We start from the raw sequence: 17,246 nt of genomic DNA on the forward strand, positions 1-17,246 counted from the left end.
TAATTTGAGACCATTTCCTAATTTTTTGCGGATGAAGTCAGCTCATAAATTAAGCGCAGATCGGTTCCTGGATAATTGAGTTCCGTTTGATTGAGTTGTTCAAATAACTTTTCTATTGCTTTATTACTTGCAGGTCGGGAAGTACTATGCACACGTATCCGAAGTTGTTTTTTTACTTCATCGGGTAATATATCTGCTTCTGTCACAAACAGCGTTTGTAATAGTTGCCTTGCCATCGGAAAGTCGATTGTCGGTGAGGTTAGCAGAGCGGCCATTGCTGTTTCTGCCCGATAAGCGATCATGTTGACAGTATCTATCAGCCGCTTTTTCCCTGGCAGAAGCTGTTCGAACTTATCTTCGTCTCTCAACTCTTGCCAGGTAATGTGTTTGGGCGTTTGGCTTAGTTTTTCCTTGATGGTTTTTAGTTCATTTTCATAATGCTCTATTTCTTCGAGTAATTCTGCTCGTTTTCTTTCCCATTTCTTGTATTTCACATCTTCCGTTTCATCTTTTTTAATCACCGGATGAAGTTCCATCGCTGCAAATCGAGATAGACGGTAATTGAGTTTGGATTGTATCGAATTACGCTGTCCTTCCTGTTGGCGCCTATCAGGGTTGACCACCTTTTGGGTATCGGATAGTGGCTCTATTCCATACTCCTGTAGCATATCTAGCCCATAGTGGTGCTTCATATATCTAAAAAAGTTCTCTTGGCACCACCGGCTAAACATTCGCCCAGAAACAGCCGTCAATTCTAGTTCATAGGCTGTGGTAATAATACTGGTTTGGTGACCAGAATCAGTCAACTTGCGCACTTCTCTCATCCACATCGCCTGTTTTCCAGTTCCAACCAGACTGCCTCGTTCGGCGAGTTTCATGATGACTTTTTCACCACTCGGTAGGGTGATCTCCTGACTGGAAAAATTGTCCAGTGGCCAATTTTCGGTGGGAAATTTATGATAGGTCATGCAAGCGACACGATGCTTGTCCCACATCTTTCTAAAGAATGCGGGGCTATAGCCTTCTCTATCAAACACCAGGATAAAACGACAGGCTTGTTTGTTTTGCTGTAATGCTTGTGCACTCGGTTGATTCGGAATGTCTTTGAGTAATCGGGGGACGATATCTTCTTCCAGCGTTTTTAGTAAGCCCGGATCCACCGTTTTTTCAACGACAAAGAAGGGACGCCCCGTACCATCATTAACCCAGTAGTCGGTGATACCCCGTAAGCAGAGTTTTTCGCGTGAAACATGCCGTTTGGGAAGTTTAGTCAAGTGTCCATGATAGACACGGACATGACCATCTATGTAGAGTGTTCCTGCTGCCTCTGGTTCATTTTCCATCCATTGTCGACTGAGGTCGGCCGCCCAGCTTTCGACTGATTTTGGTTCAGCCAGTCCTTTTACTTTGGATCTTAAACAACGCACTTCGGGAGCCCGATCCAGGCCAAGTAGTTTTCCGAATTCACCCGGTGCATGCTCGCGAAGTTGTTCGGCATTTTTGATGCGACATAGCCCCATAAAGGCGAGTAGCAATAGAATATGAAAGGTTTGATAGTAACCTGTCAGTTTGCCCAGGTGGCGCTCAATGTCATTTAATAAGCCATTGCCAAGTAACGCGGGCAATGCACATAACACACCGCCTTTAGGAACATCTAAACAGGATTCGAATTCGATTGAGGCTCCCTTTTCCTGCTCACCCAAAGCAGCCTGGATTCGCTCTTCTACTCGAGTGCAGGCCGTACCAAGCACATCGGCTGCATTGGCATCTATAATATCACGGGCTGATTTGGTACTGCCATCATTGGGGTCTATTGATGCGGCAGACTTTTTTTTAAACGTCCATCACTGATCGCCTTGCGAAAGGTATCTGCCCGGATGCCTAATTCTTTAGCGGCTTCGTTAGGCGTCATACCTTGATCCAGATATTCCTGAGCTTGCTGCAAAACCTCAAGCGTAAAGAGTGGTCCTCCCTTGCGAGTCGGGCGAGGTTCAAAAAACGAATCAGCCCCTTTTTCTCGTAGTTGCCTTAATGAGCGCATAACACTACTTTTAGAGACACCAAAGGTTGTAATAATATCGATTGAACGACAGGAACCGGTATTGATGAGTTGAGAGGTGTGAAGTCTAAATAATCTCTTATTGTCAGCCTGGTGAGAATAGATCGGGATACCGCCGAGGAAATAAAACCACTCATCATTTCGGTTATCAACACTGACCTGACCATTTATAATAGTCGTACCCTGAGGAATTATTGGGAGCATGAGTTGCTGCATTAATTGAATACCTCGTATGATATGAGGGCTTAGTTTAACCTAAATGAGTACCATTTTCATTTCTTTAGCTGAAAATATCAATCATTTGACAATAATTCCCTAACCCTTTAATTATATTGCCTAGTTTAAGTTTTAATGGATTTCTTTCAGGATAGCGAATCAAGATGTCTGAAGCTGCTCGCCGTTCAGGCTGTGGCAGTCCATTACGGCCTCAAGACGTTGTGCTTTAGCCCAATCCTGAGGGCTTTTTTCTTTTGACATACTTGTTTCGGGTTTCTCTAATTTATTCTTCTTGGCTAAGTGGATCCATCTTTGAAGTGTTGAATAACCAATACGTAAATCATCGGCAATAGTGTTAAGCGTTTGATCAGATCGTCTGGATAATGCTTTTTCTACAGATTGTACTTTGAATTCCTGATTATATAATGCCATTTCTGTCTCCTAAAATAAAATTTTACAGGCGACAGGTATGTTGACATAGGGGGATAGTGTATTGCTTATCCATCAGCGTGGTGCCAATGCAATAACTCGTGCCATCAATGACATATTTGATGAGACGTATCTTTAACGGTACAAAGATCATCTGAGGAAATTCTTTTTTGATCTCTCTCTGGCGCGCTTTTGTTGGCATCAGAGTGATGATTTCATCTATTTTATCACTGTCGATAAATGCATCAATCGCTTTCCCTGCTTGTCTTTTCATTCTAAAAACAGGGTGTACGCCCGCTTGAATGTGCTGGGATAAAGAGGCGTAAGAAAAATAACCGCGATCATAGACGCAAACGTCATTTGGCTCTAGTGTTTGTAAATGCGCCAAAGCACACTTGCGTTCATTGCCATGACTGACCAGATCAAAATCATAGGGGATTTTTGATTTAAGTTGATAGCAGCAATTGAGCAGGCCTTGTGGGTAATGGCTGTTTTGTTGTGGTGTGGCATAACCTGCTTTGATTAATTCTCGGGGCAGATTGATCTTGCTACCATCCACTCCAAACAGGCGATGTCCCAACCAGCGTTCTGATGTTTTCTCAGGACAGGCCTGGATAATGCGCTGGTTCAACTCGATAAAAATGGATTCATTCAGTTTTTTACGTGCCTCGGTAAAGGATGAGGCTGAAATGGCTTGTTTTTGGGGCAAGGGAAACTTCATCCGATGGCAATTGTGCCAGAATTCGGTAATGGTGGTGCCATAGCTCTGTGTGTTTTTTGAAAAAACCAGGCGAAAAATAAGAAAAACCAGTAATAATGAGTCTATCACCCGTTTGCGTTTTTGCCAGGTGGCATCGTAGGCAAGAGCCACCTCAGAGATGATATTGACAACCTTGCCCCATAAGTTTAAAAAGTCGTCATCAATGATCGATTTTTTTTGGCTGACAGGTTCATTTTTCAATACGGCTCTAAAGTGTGGATTAAGCGGAAAAACAAACAACTTCTTAATGGTGCCCTCTTTATTATCCGTCGCTTTTTGCCAGTCTTTGCCACTGGTTTCACCGATATGTGACCAATTAGCAGCGAGATAACAGGTGCCGTGGTATTGCGTGGTGTCCACAAAGGTTTCAATCAAGACGGGACGGTAAGCGTGCGTTTTATCCCAATCATCTGCAATTTGACGAGTCACGATAGACAAGGCGTGACTGGCTAAATTTTTGACTTTGACCCAGGGTAAAATCAAAAAACGGGTGTTATTAATGATCAGGTTTAAGCGTTGCTCCCTATCTTTCGTTTGCCAGCCAATCCAGTGATCACGGTCAGCCAGGTGCCAGACAGAGGCTGAAAACTGCAGGCAACCCAGGATTTGTCGTGTCGGTGTATTGGAGATGATAAAGTATTTTAAGGCCGCACCGATAGGATGACGATAACCCAGGTAATGATGCCGATCAACGAGCTCATTCCAAAGCGCGACATCCGCCTTATCTGTGACAACCTCTAATTCTATAGGCCCCAAGGAACTGAGCTCACATTCAATAGGTACACCAGGAACCGATTGTGATGTCCAGATGATCGGTTTTGATTCGCGTTTCTTTTGAACGCGTTTTACCGGTAAGCTGATATAGCCCAATTTTTCCAGCTTAGCTAAGGCGCTTAGGCAGGCATTAATTTTATTGCGTTTTTTTGCCGTGACCCAGTGCAAATGTTCGCATAGCGTTTCGGCAAGTTCGGTCAGGCTTAAGTTGGGGAACGTGTTAACGGTTTGCTGAACGTAGGCGAGTTCTTTTTTAGAAAAATAACGAGCAGAAAGTGTAAGGGGTTGGGTAATAGCTGTTGTCATTATGTTGCCTGCCTGCAAAAATTAAATTATCCATGCTTATGTTGGCAGATTAGATGGATATAGTCAAGGCAAAAAGTAACTGAGGAAAGTGTTGCTTAAGCTTATGAGTTTTAATCACTTTATTTTTTTTTGTTATTTTTGTATTTAAGTGAATGACATTGCCTACGATCCCGGACGGTCGGTTTTCCCGAGTCCGGTTCTGACCTTGATTAATACCTTCAGTCGCCTTCCCAAAGAGCATGAAGCTTAAGTGTTGACTCACATACACCCCTCTGCTCCTTGATTTACTTCCAAGGTTACCTCTAATATGTTCCTCGGCCTTACATTGTCCGAGTACTCAAGAGGCTATCAAGCGCCCAGAGTCCCTTTGCATGTTCAAGGCGTTATCTTTCACACCGAGGCATCCAGCACCCCGTCAGCAGGAGTTACCCTGCCTTCATCGCTCATACGAACTCATGCGACAATCCTAAATCCTCCTTATGCCTACGGAATTAACCTTGAACATAAGGTCTTTGCAGGTTGCTGTCAACCCCTGCTGGAAGTAGGATCTTCCCGACGTTATCTCTACAAACCTTTCTCTGCGTGCAAGGACCCCTACCCCGGCTGCTCTCATGGTGCATTTACCCGTTTCTTCCCACAAGACAACGGCCTTCCCAGCGCTATGAACTGGTCGGCGCTTGGCAATAACCCACACTGCAACTTCTGTGTGGCGTAGTTTTCGAGGCTGCAGTCATTCTCTAATGTTCCTGCCCGCAGATTTGCTCGCCCCCCAAATTGCTCCTACCGCAGAATTTCTCAACTCCAGGCAGTCAGGGCTTTTACTTCCCCGCATATTTCAGTCTGTTACCTCGCTGAACAGGGGATATACTAACCGTCCGTTATCGGGCAACTGACGGTGAAAGGACTTTCACCCTCCAAGATTTACAGCCTTGTCGGCCGCTCCCATAGCCAGCTACGTAACAGTTTCTACAACGCAAAAGACGGATAAAAAGACCAGCCAGTTGCTTAAGTGTGTCGTGCGCGTTCCTTAGTAATACCAGGCTCCCCAACCACCCCAGGCATTCCAGTTCATTGCAGCATCCCTATTCATCTCCGCCGTGCGCTGTTCGATAGTGAGTTTTTCATATTCTTGATAGTTTGTTTGCGTCCCCATATACAGACACTTACAGAATTCTGCATCAGCATAGGCATAAAAAACATCTCCATTTTGAATGTGGCTAACGACTTCTCTCTGTTTCATCGATTTAACATGCGCCAGCTTTTCGGGCGTATCAGCAAATTTGACTTTAAACCCGGCAGCAGCCAGCTTTTGTTCATCACTGGTTGCATTACTTTTTTCTATCATTGCACATCCGGATAGTGTTATTCCAGCTAGCAAAAGCATACTCGTTGTTTTTAAAATAGTGTGTTGCATTAAAATCTCCTTATTTCATGTTGTATAAAATTGAATAGATATAAAGCCAGAAAAAAATATAGCCTAACGCGCTAAATATAGCACCTAAATCCTGCAAGCCCATATTTTGACTCTCATTAACCTGTCTAGCTAAGTGGTTATTAGGTTTTTACTGCCGCTTTGCCAGCCCTCTTTGTCCAACCGATCAAAATATCCAGATTTAAATCATAAATAGAGGAAATTTTTTGTATCGTATGGATATCCCCCGAGCCCAAGGCAATAAACACCCTGCCAACGTGCCATGACCTTTTAATCAAAGTGACTTAACTTCGGTTAATGTTAAGCGAGTAACCCCACCTTAACCCAATCATCCCATTCCTGTGGATAGAGCGGATCTGCAGGTGTTCTGACTCTCAGCTGATTATTGCCTGTGAGTAATTTTCCAGCCACCCGAATCAGATAAGTACGAAGTGTATCCGGCTCCCATTGGCACAACGTTTTGTTGCCACTCAATTGAGCCATCCAGCGCACGGTATTGTAGGCAAGAACGGCGCAATGAAATAATGCGGCATTAGCCAGAAATTGATTCGTTCTGATTTTACCTAAACCCATTTGTGATTTTGCTTCTTCAATCCATGTTTCGCACGTCGCTCGTTCACCATACTTCTTATGTGTTTGCCAAGGCGATAGAGGTTCAGTTGTTACATAACAAAAATAGTCATATTCTGCCGTATCCCAAAGCTCGGACTGAGGTCCTGTCACTTGTTTAGGTTGCTTTATCCTGACCGCGACAAACTGACGAGAGCGAGACCAGCCACCACAACGATATTGAAACTCGCTCTGCTCCCAACCGGGTCGGCCTTGTATGGCTGTCCAGGCCTGTTTGGCCAGCAATGCGTTCAAATTCTTAAGTTTAACCTTTATTAGATACCCATGCCCTCTGGTATCGAGAAATTCAAGCAAATCACCGACAAAATAACCACTGTCACCGCGAAAAATAATGCGCATCCGATTGGGCAAGTGTGCAAGTAACTGTTTGGTAAATTCTACAACACCATTGCTTGTAAAGGCATTGCCTGTCCGGAACCAGGCTTGTAAAATTTCTTTTGTTTCCGCTAGAAAAGCGAGTTGTGGATGGTATGAACGGGCACCTTTCTTTTTGGGGTTGAAGCCTTTGGCACTTCCTTCTTGTCGACCACAAACGGTGTCCACAGTTGAATCGACATCGACCCACTGGACGGATTGTATGCCAGTTTTCGATTTTCCGGAACGAAGCAATCGCCGCCAGTGTTGACCACGCAAAGTATGCGTGAGCGTTTCAAACTGGCTTATCTGCCTATCACTTACTTCTTTAAAGATCCGTAAAATTGTGGTTTCAACAGGAATCTTTATCCAGCCAGCTACTTTGCGCAGTACGCTATCTGCCCATACGGTCGTCACCTTTGCCATTGATGTTGCTCCCCCCATCATGCCAACCAACGTCAATAGAACCACATCAGATAAGTGATGGTCTGCATTTTCACCCCGCCGATGTGGAACGCTTTGTTTTACGGTTTTTTCAAAACCTATCCTGTCTAAATATTTCACGACGGGAATCAGTCCCGCCTGGCTTGTCAATCCATGTGCTGTAGATGTCATTTTTACCGTTCGGGTACGGTTTCTTACGTGAGATGAGGATTTTGATACTTTAGAGGGCTTCATTAAAACAATGAGATAGTGAAATCAGGAAAATGATATTATATCATTGTTTAATAAGGAGTTTTGTGGATTATTATGTATAATGCTTGCAGGATTTAGGTAGCAATGTATATTTAACTGGCAGGCGGGTTTAATTCAAGTAAAACTATACGCATTCATTTAACTTAGAAAAATCAGTTGAGCGCGGAATTATGGTGCAACATATTGAATTAATATAATACTTTCAAAAAATCTTAGATTCACACACAGCTGTGTGGACATTTTTTTGGAAGTACTGTGAGATCAATAGATTGCGCTAGAAACCGTGAGCAACTGATTTTTCTAGGTTTAAAGATTATTATATCTGTTTAAATCAAATAAGCCCGCTTGCAATCCTCGGTATTTTAGATGTTCGGCATTAAACCAATCTACATATTCCCAGATTGTAGGGTTTGTGCGGCGGATACCGAATTGACTGTAAAACGCTTCTATTTCTTCGTCGTTACGCGCATACTTAATTCCTTGAATAAATTCAGTTAACTGTTCTTGCTCTACATTAAAAAAGTAGTTCGGATAGCTCCCCAGAAAACCAGGCACAATGGTTAAAGTATCTAGTTCTGGTTCGCGGCGTAAATCCTCGGAAATCATAATAGCAACGTTTTCCAGTGCCTTATTTAATAATAGAGTGTAAATCATTTCACTCTTCCCTGCTTTGCTGCTTATCTTCACTATAGACATTTCCGGTAACAGATCTAACTCTTGCCCTTTAAGCTTAGCAAGTTCAGCCATGACACGATCTGTTTTTTTCCTGAATGTTGAAAACTCTCGCTTTTTACAGGCTTCCTGCTCACAGGGATTCAAAGAATTTTTCTCACTCACCGCGTTTCCCAGACGCTGTTTTACCTGAGCAAAAAACTCTTGTTTATAATGACTGGTTTTGTAAACCACCCCAGTTGGATATCCCGAGCTGTAATAGGGTGTATCAAGATATTTGGCAATATCGCCACTAATACCTTTATACCAGCTATCATGTATTTGGTTACGCTGATCAGCAGGTAGCAATCTAAGAAAATTATCTTCACCGTCTATACGTAAAAAATCCATATACAAGCGAGTGGCCAGTTGATGATCCATAGAACCATAAACATTAAAACCTGCAACTAATAAATAGTGGATCCGTTCAAACAGAGGGTAGTCAAGAATCCAACTGGTTAAAGGAGTCTCACCCACCAACCCTTTAACCACGGTGGCGCTATCTTTATGCCTGAAAACTGTCAGCGAGGCATTTTGATTAACACCTTTACCATTCCAGATATCATCGATGGTAAAACCGCCATATTCATCAATCACCCGATTAGCAAATTCATCCTTATTCTTTAGATATTCTTTTGCAAGCTTATTATATTTATGCCAGCCTAATAAACCTATTTGATCACCCGCGGCACCTGGCAGACTTAATACAGGATCTTCGTTCTTCAGGAAAGTGTTAAATTCCTTATCAAACCCGGACTTGGCATCGCGTCCGCCGGGTTTAAAGAAAACCACCCAGAATCTATCACGTATGACATTTAGAGCAATTTGCCCTCGGCAGACAGGGCCTTTTATAAATCCTGAAATAAAATATTGAGCATCATCCAGCAGAAACTGATAGCGTGAATTTTTTGGTAGCTCAGCAAAAGCCGAAAATGGATTTGCAGCCATTTGCGGTTGGTATGAAGGTAGCTGGGTGACACTATAATCTGTTTGTAAAAACAACTCTTTATAACGTTGCATTTTTTGCTTGCTAAATTCATAGACAAAATGCGTTTTATCGACGATAACCCCTTCCACAGGCCGTAAACGATAATAAAATTCTGCGGCACCCGGATCGTCATAGGGAAGTACCGTGGCAATTTCATTCACTGGTTCACCCGTTGGCGTGGTCGATCTAACCAAACGATAAAACTCCCTATGTGGATGCCTCTTAAAATGGATATGCCCTAGAAACAGATGCTCATAAATATACCGCGAAACCAGCTGTTGCTTTAGTGATGCACCATTAAAAAAGGTCTCCCATTCTGCAATTGCTTTCACGGCATCATTGGAGGGTACAGGGCCTGCGTCAAATTTTGCGCCTTGTTGTAACCATTGCATCAGCGTATATTCCTGCTTTAAAGATAAGCCTGGCATAGCATAAGGCATACCCCAATTAGGGTGCTTCTGTTGATAAGCAGGAAATTCGCTAATCGTTGGACAAGATAATTCCCGATCCAGACTAAGATCAAAAGAGTCCGCTAGCTTGCCGGATTCAGGCAAAGGGTTATCACGTTTCAATTGTAAAAATTTAGCCAACAAAGCATTATTAATATTAGCCTGTGCTGTATCTGCGCGTTCATTTAAAACCGGGTAAAAATCTTTTTCCCGCCAACCTTCTGTTGTCGTTGCATCTATAAATAAACGTGTTGGGTCAGTCGCTTTAAGTCTCGCACCGTATACGACCCTTTTTGTAGCCCCCCTATCTAGTCCTGCAGTAGAACCCAGCTTTAATTGACACGGCGCATCGTAACAGGCATGGCAGGCAACACAACGTGTATCGAGAATGGGCTTGATAGCTTTGTGATAGGAAATTGCACCTTTTGCCAGTTTAGTATCTTGCGCTAACTCACGCTGTATAGGCTGGGATGCTCCATATAAAGCCTCAAAATCAGGTGCCTGGACTTTATGATATATAGTGGTACAACCACTGATAAGGATAAGAACGATTAAAAGGATAGAGACTTTAGTATTTATAGTGTTATTCATAGTGCCGCACCCGTCGTCGTTATTATTATTTGATATATTTGCAGTATATTTTATTTTTCGCGGATATGACATAAATTTGCAAATAACATGGAATATTCAGCTGTATAAACTCGAGCTTGATTGGGGGTATTTGTTTGTAGTTTGTCTATTACGGCCTAGATGGCAGAGCACCACAATGATCAAATATTGACGGATGCAAAAATTTAGCCGCTTTATGGTTTATAAAATTGAATGTTAACCATACTTGATAATCTTGCAAAAAACACATGTTATCCGGTTTAGAGTTTCCTGATTACCCATGACTCTCAGCCATTCTCCGTCATTCCTGCAAGCTTTTAGCAGGAATCTCATGGGTTTAGTACAGATTCCCGATAAAAGACTTCGGGAATGACGAGGTTTTTAACATGCTGATTTTCTAGGTTTATTCTACTGTAGCTGAAAGTTGTACATAATCAGCTAGAGTTTTGAGATTAAAGCATCTTCCCAGACTGAAGGTCCACCCGCTAACTGACTAACATGCCAGAAACACCACATCATTTTCTTGAAATATGTATACACTCATGATTTACATATAGCTTATGGATCACGAAATATTAAGCTGTATAGGCTTCCACTGGGATAAGGGGAATTCAGAAAAAAACTGGCTTTCGCACCAAGCCGCTAAATCAGAATGCGAACAAATATTTTTTAATCAACCTCTTATTATAGGCAATGATGAGAAGCACTCAATAATTGAAACAAGGTACTATACTCTTGGGCAAACAGATAGTGGTAGACCACTTTTTATTGTTTGCACAATCAGAGAAAATTTAATTCGTGAAATTTCTGCTCGAGACATGAGTAAAAAAGAAAGAGAGGTATATTATAAATGAAGAAAATAATACCCAATTTTGTTACTGAAGATGAAGAAAGAGAATTTTGGTCTAAATCTGATTCAGCAGAATATATAGATTGGTCACAATCAAAAAAAATGATATTACCAAATCTCAAGCCTTCAACAAAAAAAATCTCTCTCAGGTTGCCTGAGATTATGATAGAAGAATTGAAAGTACTAGCTAATAAGCGTGACATTCCTTATCAGTCACTATTAAAAATATACTTATCTGAGAAAATTAATCAAGAATTTCACTCGCACACTAGTTAGCATAACTAGTGGCGCTCTCAGCAGAACTTCTGAGCGTTGATGGTAGCCATCTAATATACGCAAATCGTGGTTAATGAATTTCTATTCCCTCGGGCATTTTTTCAATGCCTAACATCCGTCCACTGTCTGTCGTTGTTAAGGATATAATAAGGTCTGCATCACCTAAATACCCTGCGCCATTTTCTGGCCATTCAAAAAAACAGATACTTTTTTCCTGTAAATAATCATTTATACCGATCCATTCCAGTTCTTCCGGATCGGTCAAGCGATACAAATCAAAATGAAAGAACAATCGATCTTGCAGATGATATTCTTCAACGATATTATACGTGGGACTTTTTACCGTGCCTTGATGCCCCGCAGCACGCATAAATCCACGCACTAAAGTGGTTTTTCCTGCGCCTAGATCTCCGAGTAGGAAAACCACGCATTTTTCAGGCAGAACGTGGAATAACTTCGCACCGAAAGCTTCAGTTTCTTCGGGCGTGTTTAATGAAAATTGCATACTTAGGGAGTTGGTAATAAATAATCGTCCAAAAATCACACAGGACTTTTGTTTCTGTTTAAATCTTCTCAAGAGGAGCATAAGTACCCAAGCATAATTAATCCAACATTTTACTTGTCTTTTTTCTCATTTTCAGCGTTACATAAATAGTTGCGTAGCCAGCTATGCGCCTACTTATGCGCCTTGAAAATGAAAAAAAATTCTGCGTAAAATTTGTTAAATTAATTATGCTTGGGTACTTAGTTATTCTACGCGACGATTGAGAAGATTTAAACAGGGAAAAAAAGACAAGAGAGATTGGATGATTATTTGTTTCCACCTGCCCTAATCCTAGAAAAATCAGTTGAGCGCGAATTTATAGTGCAAGATATTGAATTAATATAATACTTTCAAAAAATTTTAGCTTCACCCATAGGTTAAGCGGACATTTTTTGGAAGTACGGAGGAATCAAGAGCTTGCGCTATAAAACGTGAGCAACTGATTTTTCTAGGTTCAGAACACCTAATATCGACATAATGAAATCAAAAGCTTACTGTTTCCACAAGATAATTAAGATGATACCTAAATCCTGCAAGCCCATATTTTGACTCTCATTAACCTGTCTAGCTAAGTGGTTATTAGGTTTTTACTGCCGCTTTGCCAGCCCTCTTTGTCCAACCGATCAAAATATCCAGATTTAAATCATAAATAGAGGAAATTTTTTGTATCGTATGGATATCCCCCGAGCCCAAGGCAATAAACACCCTGCCAACGTGCCATGACCTTTTAATCAAAGTGACTTAACTTCGGTTAATGTTAAGCGAGTAACCCCACCTTAACCCAATCATCCCATTCCTGTGGATAGAGCGGATCTGCAGGTGTTCTGACTCTCAGCTGATTATTGCCTGTGAGTAATTTTCCAGCCACCCGAATCAGATAAGTACGAAGTGTATCCGGCTCCCATTGGCACAACGTTTTGTTGCCACTCAATTGAGCCATCCAGCGCACGGTATTGTAGGCAAGAACGGCGCAATGAAATAATGCGGCATTAGCCAGAAATTGATTCGTTCTGATTTTACCTAAACCCATTTGTGATTTTGCTTCTTCAATCCATGTTTCGCACGTCGCTCGTTCACCATACTTCTTATGTGTTTGCCAAGGCGATAGAGGTTCAGTTGTTACATAACAAAAATAGTCATATTCTGCCGTATCCCAAAGCTCGGACTGAGGTCCTGTCACTTGTTTAGGTTGCTTTATCCTGACCGCGACAAACTGACGAGAGCGAGACCAGCCACCACAACGATATTGAAACTCGCTCTGCTCCCAACCGGGTCGGCCTTGTATGGCTGTCCAGGCCTGTTTGGCCAGCAATGCGTTCAAATTCTTAAGTTTAACCTTTATTAGATACCCATGCCCTCTGGTATCGAGAAATTCAAGCAAATCACCGACAAAATAACCACTGTCACCGCGAAAAATAATGCGCATCCGATTGGGCAAGTGTGCAAGTAACTGTTTGGTAAATTCTACAACACCATTGCTTGTAAAGGCATTGCCTGTCCGGAACCAGGCTTGTAAAATTTCTTTTGTTTCCGCTAGAAAAGCGAGTTGTGGATGGTATGAACGGGCACCTTTCTTTTTGGGGTTGAAGCCTTTGGCACTTCCTTCTTGTCGACCACAAACGGTGTCCACAGTTGAATCGACATCGACCCACTGGACGGATTGTATGCCAGTTTTCGATTTTCCGGAACGAAGCAATCGCCGCCAGTGTTGACCACGCAAAGTATGCGTGAGCGTTTCAAACTGGCTTATCTGCCTATCACTTACTTCTTTAAAGATCCGTAAAATTGTGGTTTCAACAGGAATCTTTATCCAGCCAGCTACTTTGCGCAGTACGCTATCTGCCCATACGGTCGTCACCTTTGCCATTGATGTTGCTCCCCCCATCATGCCAACCAACGTCAATAGAACCACATCAGATAAGTGATGGTCTGCATTTTCACCCCGCCGATGTGGAACGCTTTGTTTTACGGTTTTTTCAAAACCTATCCTGTCTAAATATTTCACGACGGGAATCAGTCCCGCCTGGCTTGTCAATCCATGTGCTGTAGATGTCATTTTTACCGTTCGGGTACGGTTTCTTACGTGAGATGAGGATTTTGATACTTTAGAGGGCTTCATTAAAACAATGAGATAGTGAAATCAGGAAAATGATATTATATCATTGTTTAATAAGGAGTTTTGTGGATTATTATGTATAATGCTTGCAGGATTTAGGTGATACTAAAACGCGTAGGTTGGCGCTGAGTATACGAAGTCCAACATGATATTGCACAGTGATTGTTGGGCTTCGTATACTCAGCGCCAACCTACATGTCAATCATTGGTATCAAATTATTATCCTAGAGTTCAGGTGGTCTGAGGTTAATTAACCACTTCAGTTAAAAACTGTAAGACTTGACTGGCGCGCAACCCTCTTTGTCCTTGACTAGTTGCTGCTTTATCAGCAGCTAAACCATGCAAATACACCCCCTGCTGTGCGGCATCTAACAAAGAATAGTTCTGCGCTAGTATGCTGCCAATCAGTCCCGCTAATACATCACCCATGCCCCCCGAGGCCATACCTGGGTTACCCGTGGTATTAACATAAACCTTATCACCTGCACAGACTAAAGTACCGGCTCCTTTCAACACGCAAACACCCCCATATTGCTTTTGTATCTTGCGTACAGCGGCATATCGATTCTGTAGTATGTCAGAGGTAGAACACTGCAATAAACGTGCTGCTTCGCCTGGGTGTGGTGTCAGGATCCAGTTGTCTGAATAAGCCGGAGTCCTAGCTAATAAATTCAAAGCGTCCGCATCAATCACTCGCGGCAAATCCAGTGTAATTAACCTAGGCCAGATTTTCTTTGCCCAGTCACCTTGAGCCATACCAGGGCCTAGCACCAGAACGGTTGCTTTTTTAAGTAATGTGGCAATGTCTGAAGTATGTTCCAGGCCATGCCCCATTAATTCAGGGCTAAATAAATGCGTTTGTAAAGCGTGTTCTTTACGTGTGGCAACGCTAACCAGCCCTGCGCCACTGTTTAACGCAGCTGCAGCAGCTAGGTGCACGGCTCCCGCATAGCCATAATCTCCCCCTACGACTAAGACATGACCAAAATGACCTTTATGCGCACTTGCTTTACGCTCTGCGAGTTTAGGCGGAGCTATTAATTGCACTGAACTCAATGCCATCTGGACAATACTATCTGGAACTTCTAAATCTGCAAAAATCAGCGTACCACAATAATCTGCCGCCAGACCTGTCAATAAGCCTTGTTTATAGACGATAAAGGTGATGGTTAAATCTGCCACTACGGCACAGCCCATAATATTACCGGTATCCGCATTTAAACCCGATGGAATATCAACGGCTAAAACAGGTACCGCCAGGGTGTTAATATAGGCAATTGTCTGGGCAAATACTCCGCTCACCGCACGATCCAGTCCTGTACCTAATAATGCATCAACTACTAAATCAGTCGTAGTATCTAGTTTTTGCAACTCCTGAAAAATCGACCCACCCGCCTCAATATATGCCTGTTTTGCCAGTGCTGCATCACCTTGTAGTTTTATTTCTGCTATTAAAGATAACAATTGCACGCTATACCCTGCTTTTAAAGCTATGGCTGCAATCAAATAACCATCCCCAGCATTATTACCAGCACCACAAACGACAGTTAAGCGTTTAGCCGCTGGATAATGATCCTGTATAGCTTTAAAACCAGCTTCTGCCACCTTAGTCATCAATTGAAAGCCTGTTATACTAGGCAGCTCCTGAGCCATACGATCAATGTCTCTGGCCTGTTGTGCTGAATACAGTTGCGTGGGAATTGTGTGCATATCAAGGTCAATGTATATTCAAATGAATTGTAGTATAGCTGTGCTAATGTAACACAGCGTTTGATTAATTCTTTATTCAGTTTATAGCATATTTTTTACCATGAAGGACATGAAGAGCATGAAGAAAAAATTATTATGAGACCACTCAAATGTATGCACAGCATACCTTCATGCTCTTCATGGTAAAAACAAAAATATCAATACCCAAATTTAGAATGGATACAACAATCAATGATCTGTCCCGGCAAATTAAACAATGGGGCTATGAGCTGGGGTTTCAGCAAGTAGGTATTACAGATACCAACTTACAAGAGGCAGAAAAACGCCTTCAAGATTGGCTGGCACAAGGTTACCATGCAGATATGGATTATATGCATAAGCATGGTTTAAAGCGTAGCCGCCCTGCTCTATTACAGCCGGAAACCCTGAGTATTATTTCGGTACGCATGGATTATTTACCGGAAGCTCATGAGCCTATGGAAACGACTTTAAACAATCCGGTTGCTGCCTTTATTTCTCGCTATGCACTAGGTCGGGATTATCATAAAGTGTTACGTAAGCGTTTACAAAAATTGGCTCAGCGTATCGAGCAGGAAGTAGGCATCTTTGGTTATCGCGCTTTTGTGGACTCTGCACCTGTGCTTGAAAAAGCCATTGCCGAAAAAGCAGGACTGGGCTGGATAGGCAAGCACAGCAATATTATTAATAAAAAGGCAGGCTCCTGGTTTTTTCTGGGTGAGATTTATACGTCTTTGGCGCTACCCAGTGATGTTCCTAGCGATAACCACTGCGGTCAATGTGTCGCCTGTATTGATATTTGCCCAACCCAGGCGATTGTTGCACCGTATCAGGTCGATGCCAGACGTTGCATTTCCTATTTAACCATAGAATTAAAAGGTTCAATTCCTGAAGAGCTACGACCTTTAATGGGCAATCGTATTTATGGTTGTGACGATTGCCAGTTAATTTGTCCATGGAATCGTTTTGCCAAACTCAGTAATGAAGCTGATTTTAGCCCTAGGCATAACCTGAATGCACAACACCTGATAGAGTTATTTAACTGGGCAGAATCTGAGTTTCTACATAAAACCGAAGGTTCGGCAATTAGACGCATAGGCTATCAACAATGGTTACGCAATATTGCAGTTGCACTGGGTAATGCACCTGCCTCGACTTTTATTCGACAGGCTTTAAAGCTTAAGAAAAACCACCCATCTGAGTTAGTCAGAGAACATGTAGTATGGGCTCTTAAGCAAAAATCATAAAATATTTGTGTAAAGAATACTTACAGCCGCTAATGGCATCCGCTTAAAAAATGCAGCCACTCGCTGCCAGTC

13 protein-coding genes are annotated in these 17,246 nt (G+C 42.4%); 3 read left to right on the forward strand and 10 right to left on the reverse strand.

What is annotated here, in order from left to right; translation table 11 throughout:
- Positions 1-17: 17 nt before the first annotated feature.
- The 7 genes from ACQY3F_RS15595 to ACQY3F_RS15625 all read right to left on the reverse strand — a co-directional run bounded on the left by ACQY3F_RS15595 (position 18) and on the right by ACQY3F_RS15625 (position 10,395).
- Complete coding sequence (locus ACQY3F_RS15595) at positions 18-1,751, reverse strand: putative transposase (protein ID WP_428355181.1); 1,734 nt, start codon at positions 1,749-1,751, stop codon at positions 18-20.
- A gap of 59 nt (positions 1,752-1,810) precedes the next feature.
- Entirely contained in the window at positions 1,811-2,275 is a 465-nt protein-coding gene (locus ACQY3F_RS15600; protein ID WP_428353027.1) for a hypothetical protein, read from the reverse strand.
- A gap of 159 nt (positions 2,276-2,434) precedes the next feature.
- Entirely contained in the window at positions 2,435-2,707 is a 273-nt protein-coding gene (locus ACQY3F_RS15605; protein ID WP_428355860.1) for a hypothetical protein, read from the reverse strand.
- 22 nt (positions 2,708-2,729) lie between these two features.
- Positions 2,730-4,544 (reverse strand): Druantia anti-phage system protein DruA, encoded by a 1,815-nt coding sequence (locus ACQY3F_RS15610; protein ID WP_428355861.1) that lies wholly within the window; start codon positions 4,542-4,544, stop codon positions 2,730-2,732.
- 1,027 nt (positions 4,545-5,571) lie between these two features.
- Positions 5,572-5,958: a hypothetical protein gene (locus ACQY3F_RS15615; protein ID WP_428355862.1), complete on the reverse strand. Its 387-nt coding sequence runs from the start codon at positions 5,956-5,958 to the stop codon at positions 5,572-5,574.
- 318 nt (positions 5,959-6,276) lie between these two features.
- Positions 6,277-7,638 (reverse strand): IS1380 family transposase, encoded by a 1,362-nt coding sequence (locus tag ACQY3F_RS15620; protein WP_428352972.1) that lies wholly within the window; start codon positions 7,636-7,638, stop codon positions 6,277-6,279.
- Between the two features lie 324 nt (positions 7,639-7,962).
- On the reverse strand, positions 7,963-10,395 hold the full coding sequence (locus ACQY3F_RS15625) for a fatty acid cis/trans isomerase (RefSeq protein ID WP_428355863.1): 2,433 nt from the start codon (positions 10,393-10,395) through the stop codon (positions 7,963-7,965).
- Between the two features lie 578 nt (positions 10,396-10,973).
- On the opposite strand from ACQY3F_RS15625, the gene ACQY3F_RS15630 reads away from it, so the two are divergent.
- Together ACQY3F_RS15630 and ACQY3F_RS15635 are read left to right on the forward strand one after the other, a co-directional pair.
- Entirely contained in the window at positions 10,974-11,267 is a 294-nt protein-coding gene (locus ACQY3F_RS15630) for a BrnT family toxin (protein WP_428355864.1), read from the forward strand.
- Entirely contained in the window at positions 11,264-11,539 is a 276-nt protein-coding gene (locus tag ACQY3F_RS15635; RefSeq protein ID WP_428355866.1) for a BrnA antitoxin family protein, read from the forward strand. The genes ACQY3F_RS15630 and ACQY3F_RS15635 overlap by 4 nt, the downstream gene beginning before the upstream one ends.
- A gap of 70 nt (positions 11,540-11,609) precedes the next feature.
- Here ACQY3F_RS15635 and tsaE read toward each other — a convergent pair whose 3' ends face one another.
- The 3 genes from tsaE to ACQY3F_RS15650 all read right to left on the reverse strand — a co-directional run bounded on the left by tsaE (position 11,610) and on the right by ACQY3F_RS15650 (position 15,909).
- Complete coding sequence (gene tsaE, locus ACQY3F_RS15640; RefSeq protein WP_428355868.1) at positions 11,610-12,044, reverse strand: tRNA (adenosine(37)-N6)-threonylcarbamoyltransferase complex ATPase subunit type 1 TsaE; 435 nt, start codon at positions 12,042-12,044, stop codon at positions 11,610-11,612.
- Positions 12,045-12,840: 796 nt separating this feature from the next.
- Entirely contained in the window at positions 12,841-14,202 is a 1,362-nt protein-coding gene (locus ACQY3F_RS15645) for an IS1380 family transposase (RefSeq protein ID WP_428352972.1), read from the reverse strand.
- 243 nt (positions 14,203-14,445) lie between these two features.
- Positions 14,446-15,909, reverse strand: coding sequence for an NAD(P)H-hydrate dehydratase (locus ACQY3F_RS15650; RefSeq protein ID WP_428355869.1), 1,464 nt, complete (start codon positions 15,907-15,909; stop codon positions 14,446-14,448).
- Between the two features lie 215 nt (positions 15,910-16,124).
- On the opposite strand from ACQY3F_RS15650, the gene queG reads away from it, so the two are divergent.
- Complete coding sequence (gene queG, locus ACQY3F_RS15655) at positions 16,125-17,174, forward strand: tRNA epoxyqueuosine(34) reductase QueG (RefSeq protein ID WP_428355870.1); 1,050 nt, start codon at positions 16,125-16,127, stop codon at positions 17,172-17,174.
- The last annotated feature ends 72 nt before the right edge of the window (positions 17,175-17,246 follow it).

The sequence above is a fragment of the Methyloprofundus sp. genome, from assembly GCF_965251085.1.
Classification (GTDB): domain Bacteria; phylum Pseudomonadota; class Gammaproteobacteria; order Methylococcales; family Methylomonadaceae; genus Methyloprofundus.

Excerpts from the sequence above, each read along its gene's own strand:
- ACQY3F_RS15610 (WP_428355861.1), bottom strand. The coding sequence starts at position 4,544 with ATGACAACAGCTATTACCCAACCCCTTACACTTTCTGCTCGTTATTTT.
- ACQY3F_RS15625 (WP_428355863.1), bottom strand. The coding sequence starts at position 10,395 with ATGAATAACACTATAAATACTAAAGTCTCTATCCTTTTAATCGTTCTT.
- ACQY3F_RS15645 (WP_428352972.1), bottom strand. The coding sequence starts at position 14,202 with ATGAAGCCCTCTAAAGTATCAAAATCCTCATCTCACGTAAGAAACCGT.
- ACQY3F_RS15630 (WP_428355864.1), top strand. The coding sequence starts at position 10,974 with ATGGATCACGAAATATTAAGCTGTATAGGCTTCCACTGGGATAAGGGG.
- queG (WP_428355870.1), top strand. The coding sequence starts at position 16,125 with ATGGATACAACAATCAATGATCTGTCCCGGCAAATTAAACAATGGGGC.
- tsaE (WP_428355868.1), bottom strand. The coding sequence starts at position 12,044 with ATGCAATTTTCATTAAACACGCCCGAAGAAACTGAAGCTTTCGGTGCG.
- ACQY3F_RS15600 (WP_428353027.1), bottom strand. The coding sequence starts at position 2,275 with ATGCAGCAACTCATGCTCCCAATAATTCCTCAGGGTACGACTATTATA.
- ACQY3F_RS15605 (WP_428355860.1), bottom strand. The coding sequence starts at position 2,707 with ATGGCATTATATAATCAGGAATTCAAAGTACAATCTGTAGAAAAAGCA.
- ACQY3F_RS15620 (WP_428352972.1), bottom strand. The coding sequence starts at position 7,638 with ATGAAGCCCTCTAAAGTATCAAAATCCTCATCTCACGTAAGAAACCGT.
- ACQY3F_RS15635 (WP_428355866.1), top strand. The coding sequence starts at position 11,264 with ATGAAGAAAATAATACCCAATTTTGTTACTGAAGATGAAGAAAGAGAA.
- ACQY3F_RS15615 (WP_428355862.1), bottom strand. The coding sequence starts at position 5,958 with ATGCAACACACTATTTTAAAAACAACGAGTATGCTTTTGCTAGCTGGA.
- ACQY3F_RS15650 (WP_428355869.1), bottom strand. The coding sequence starts at position 15,909 with ATGCACACAATTCCCACGCAACTGTATTCAGCACAACAGGCCAGAGAC.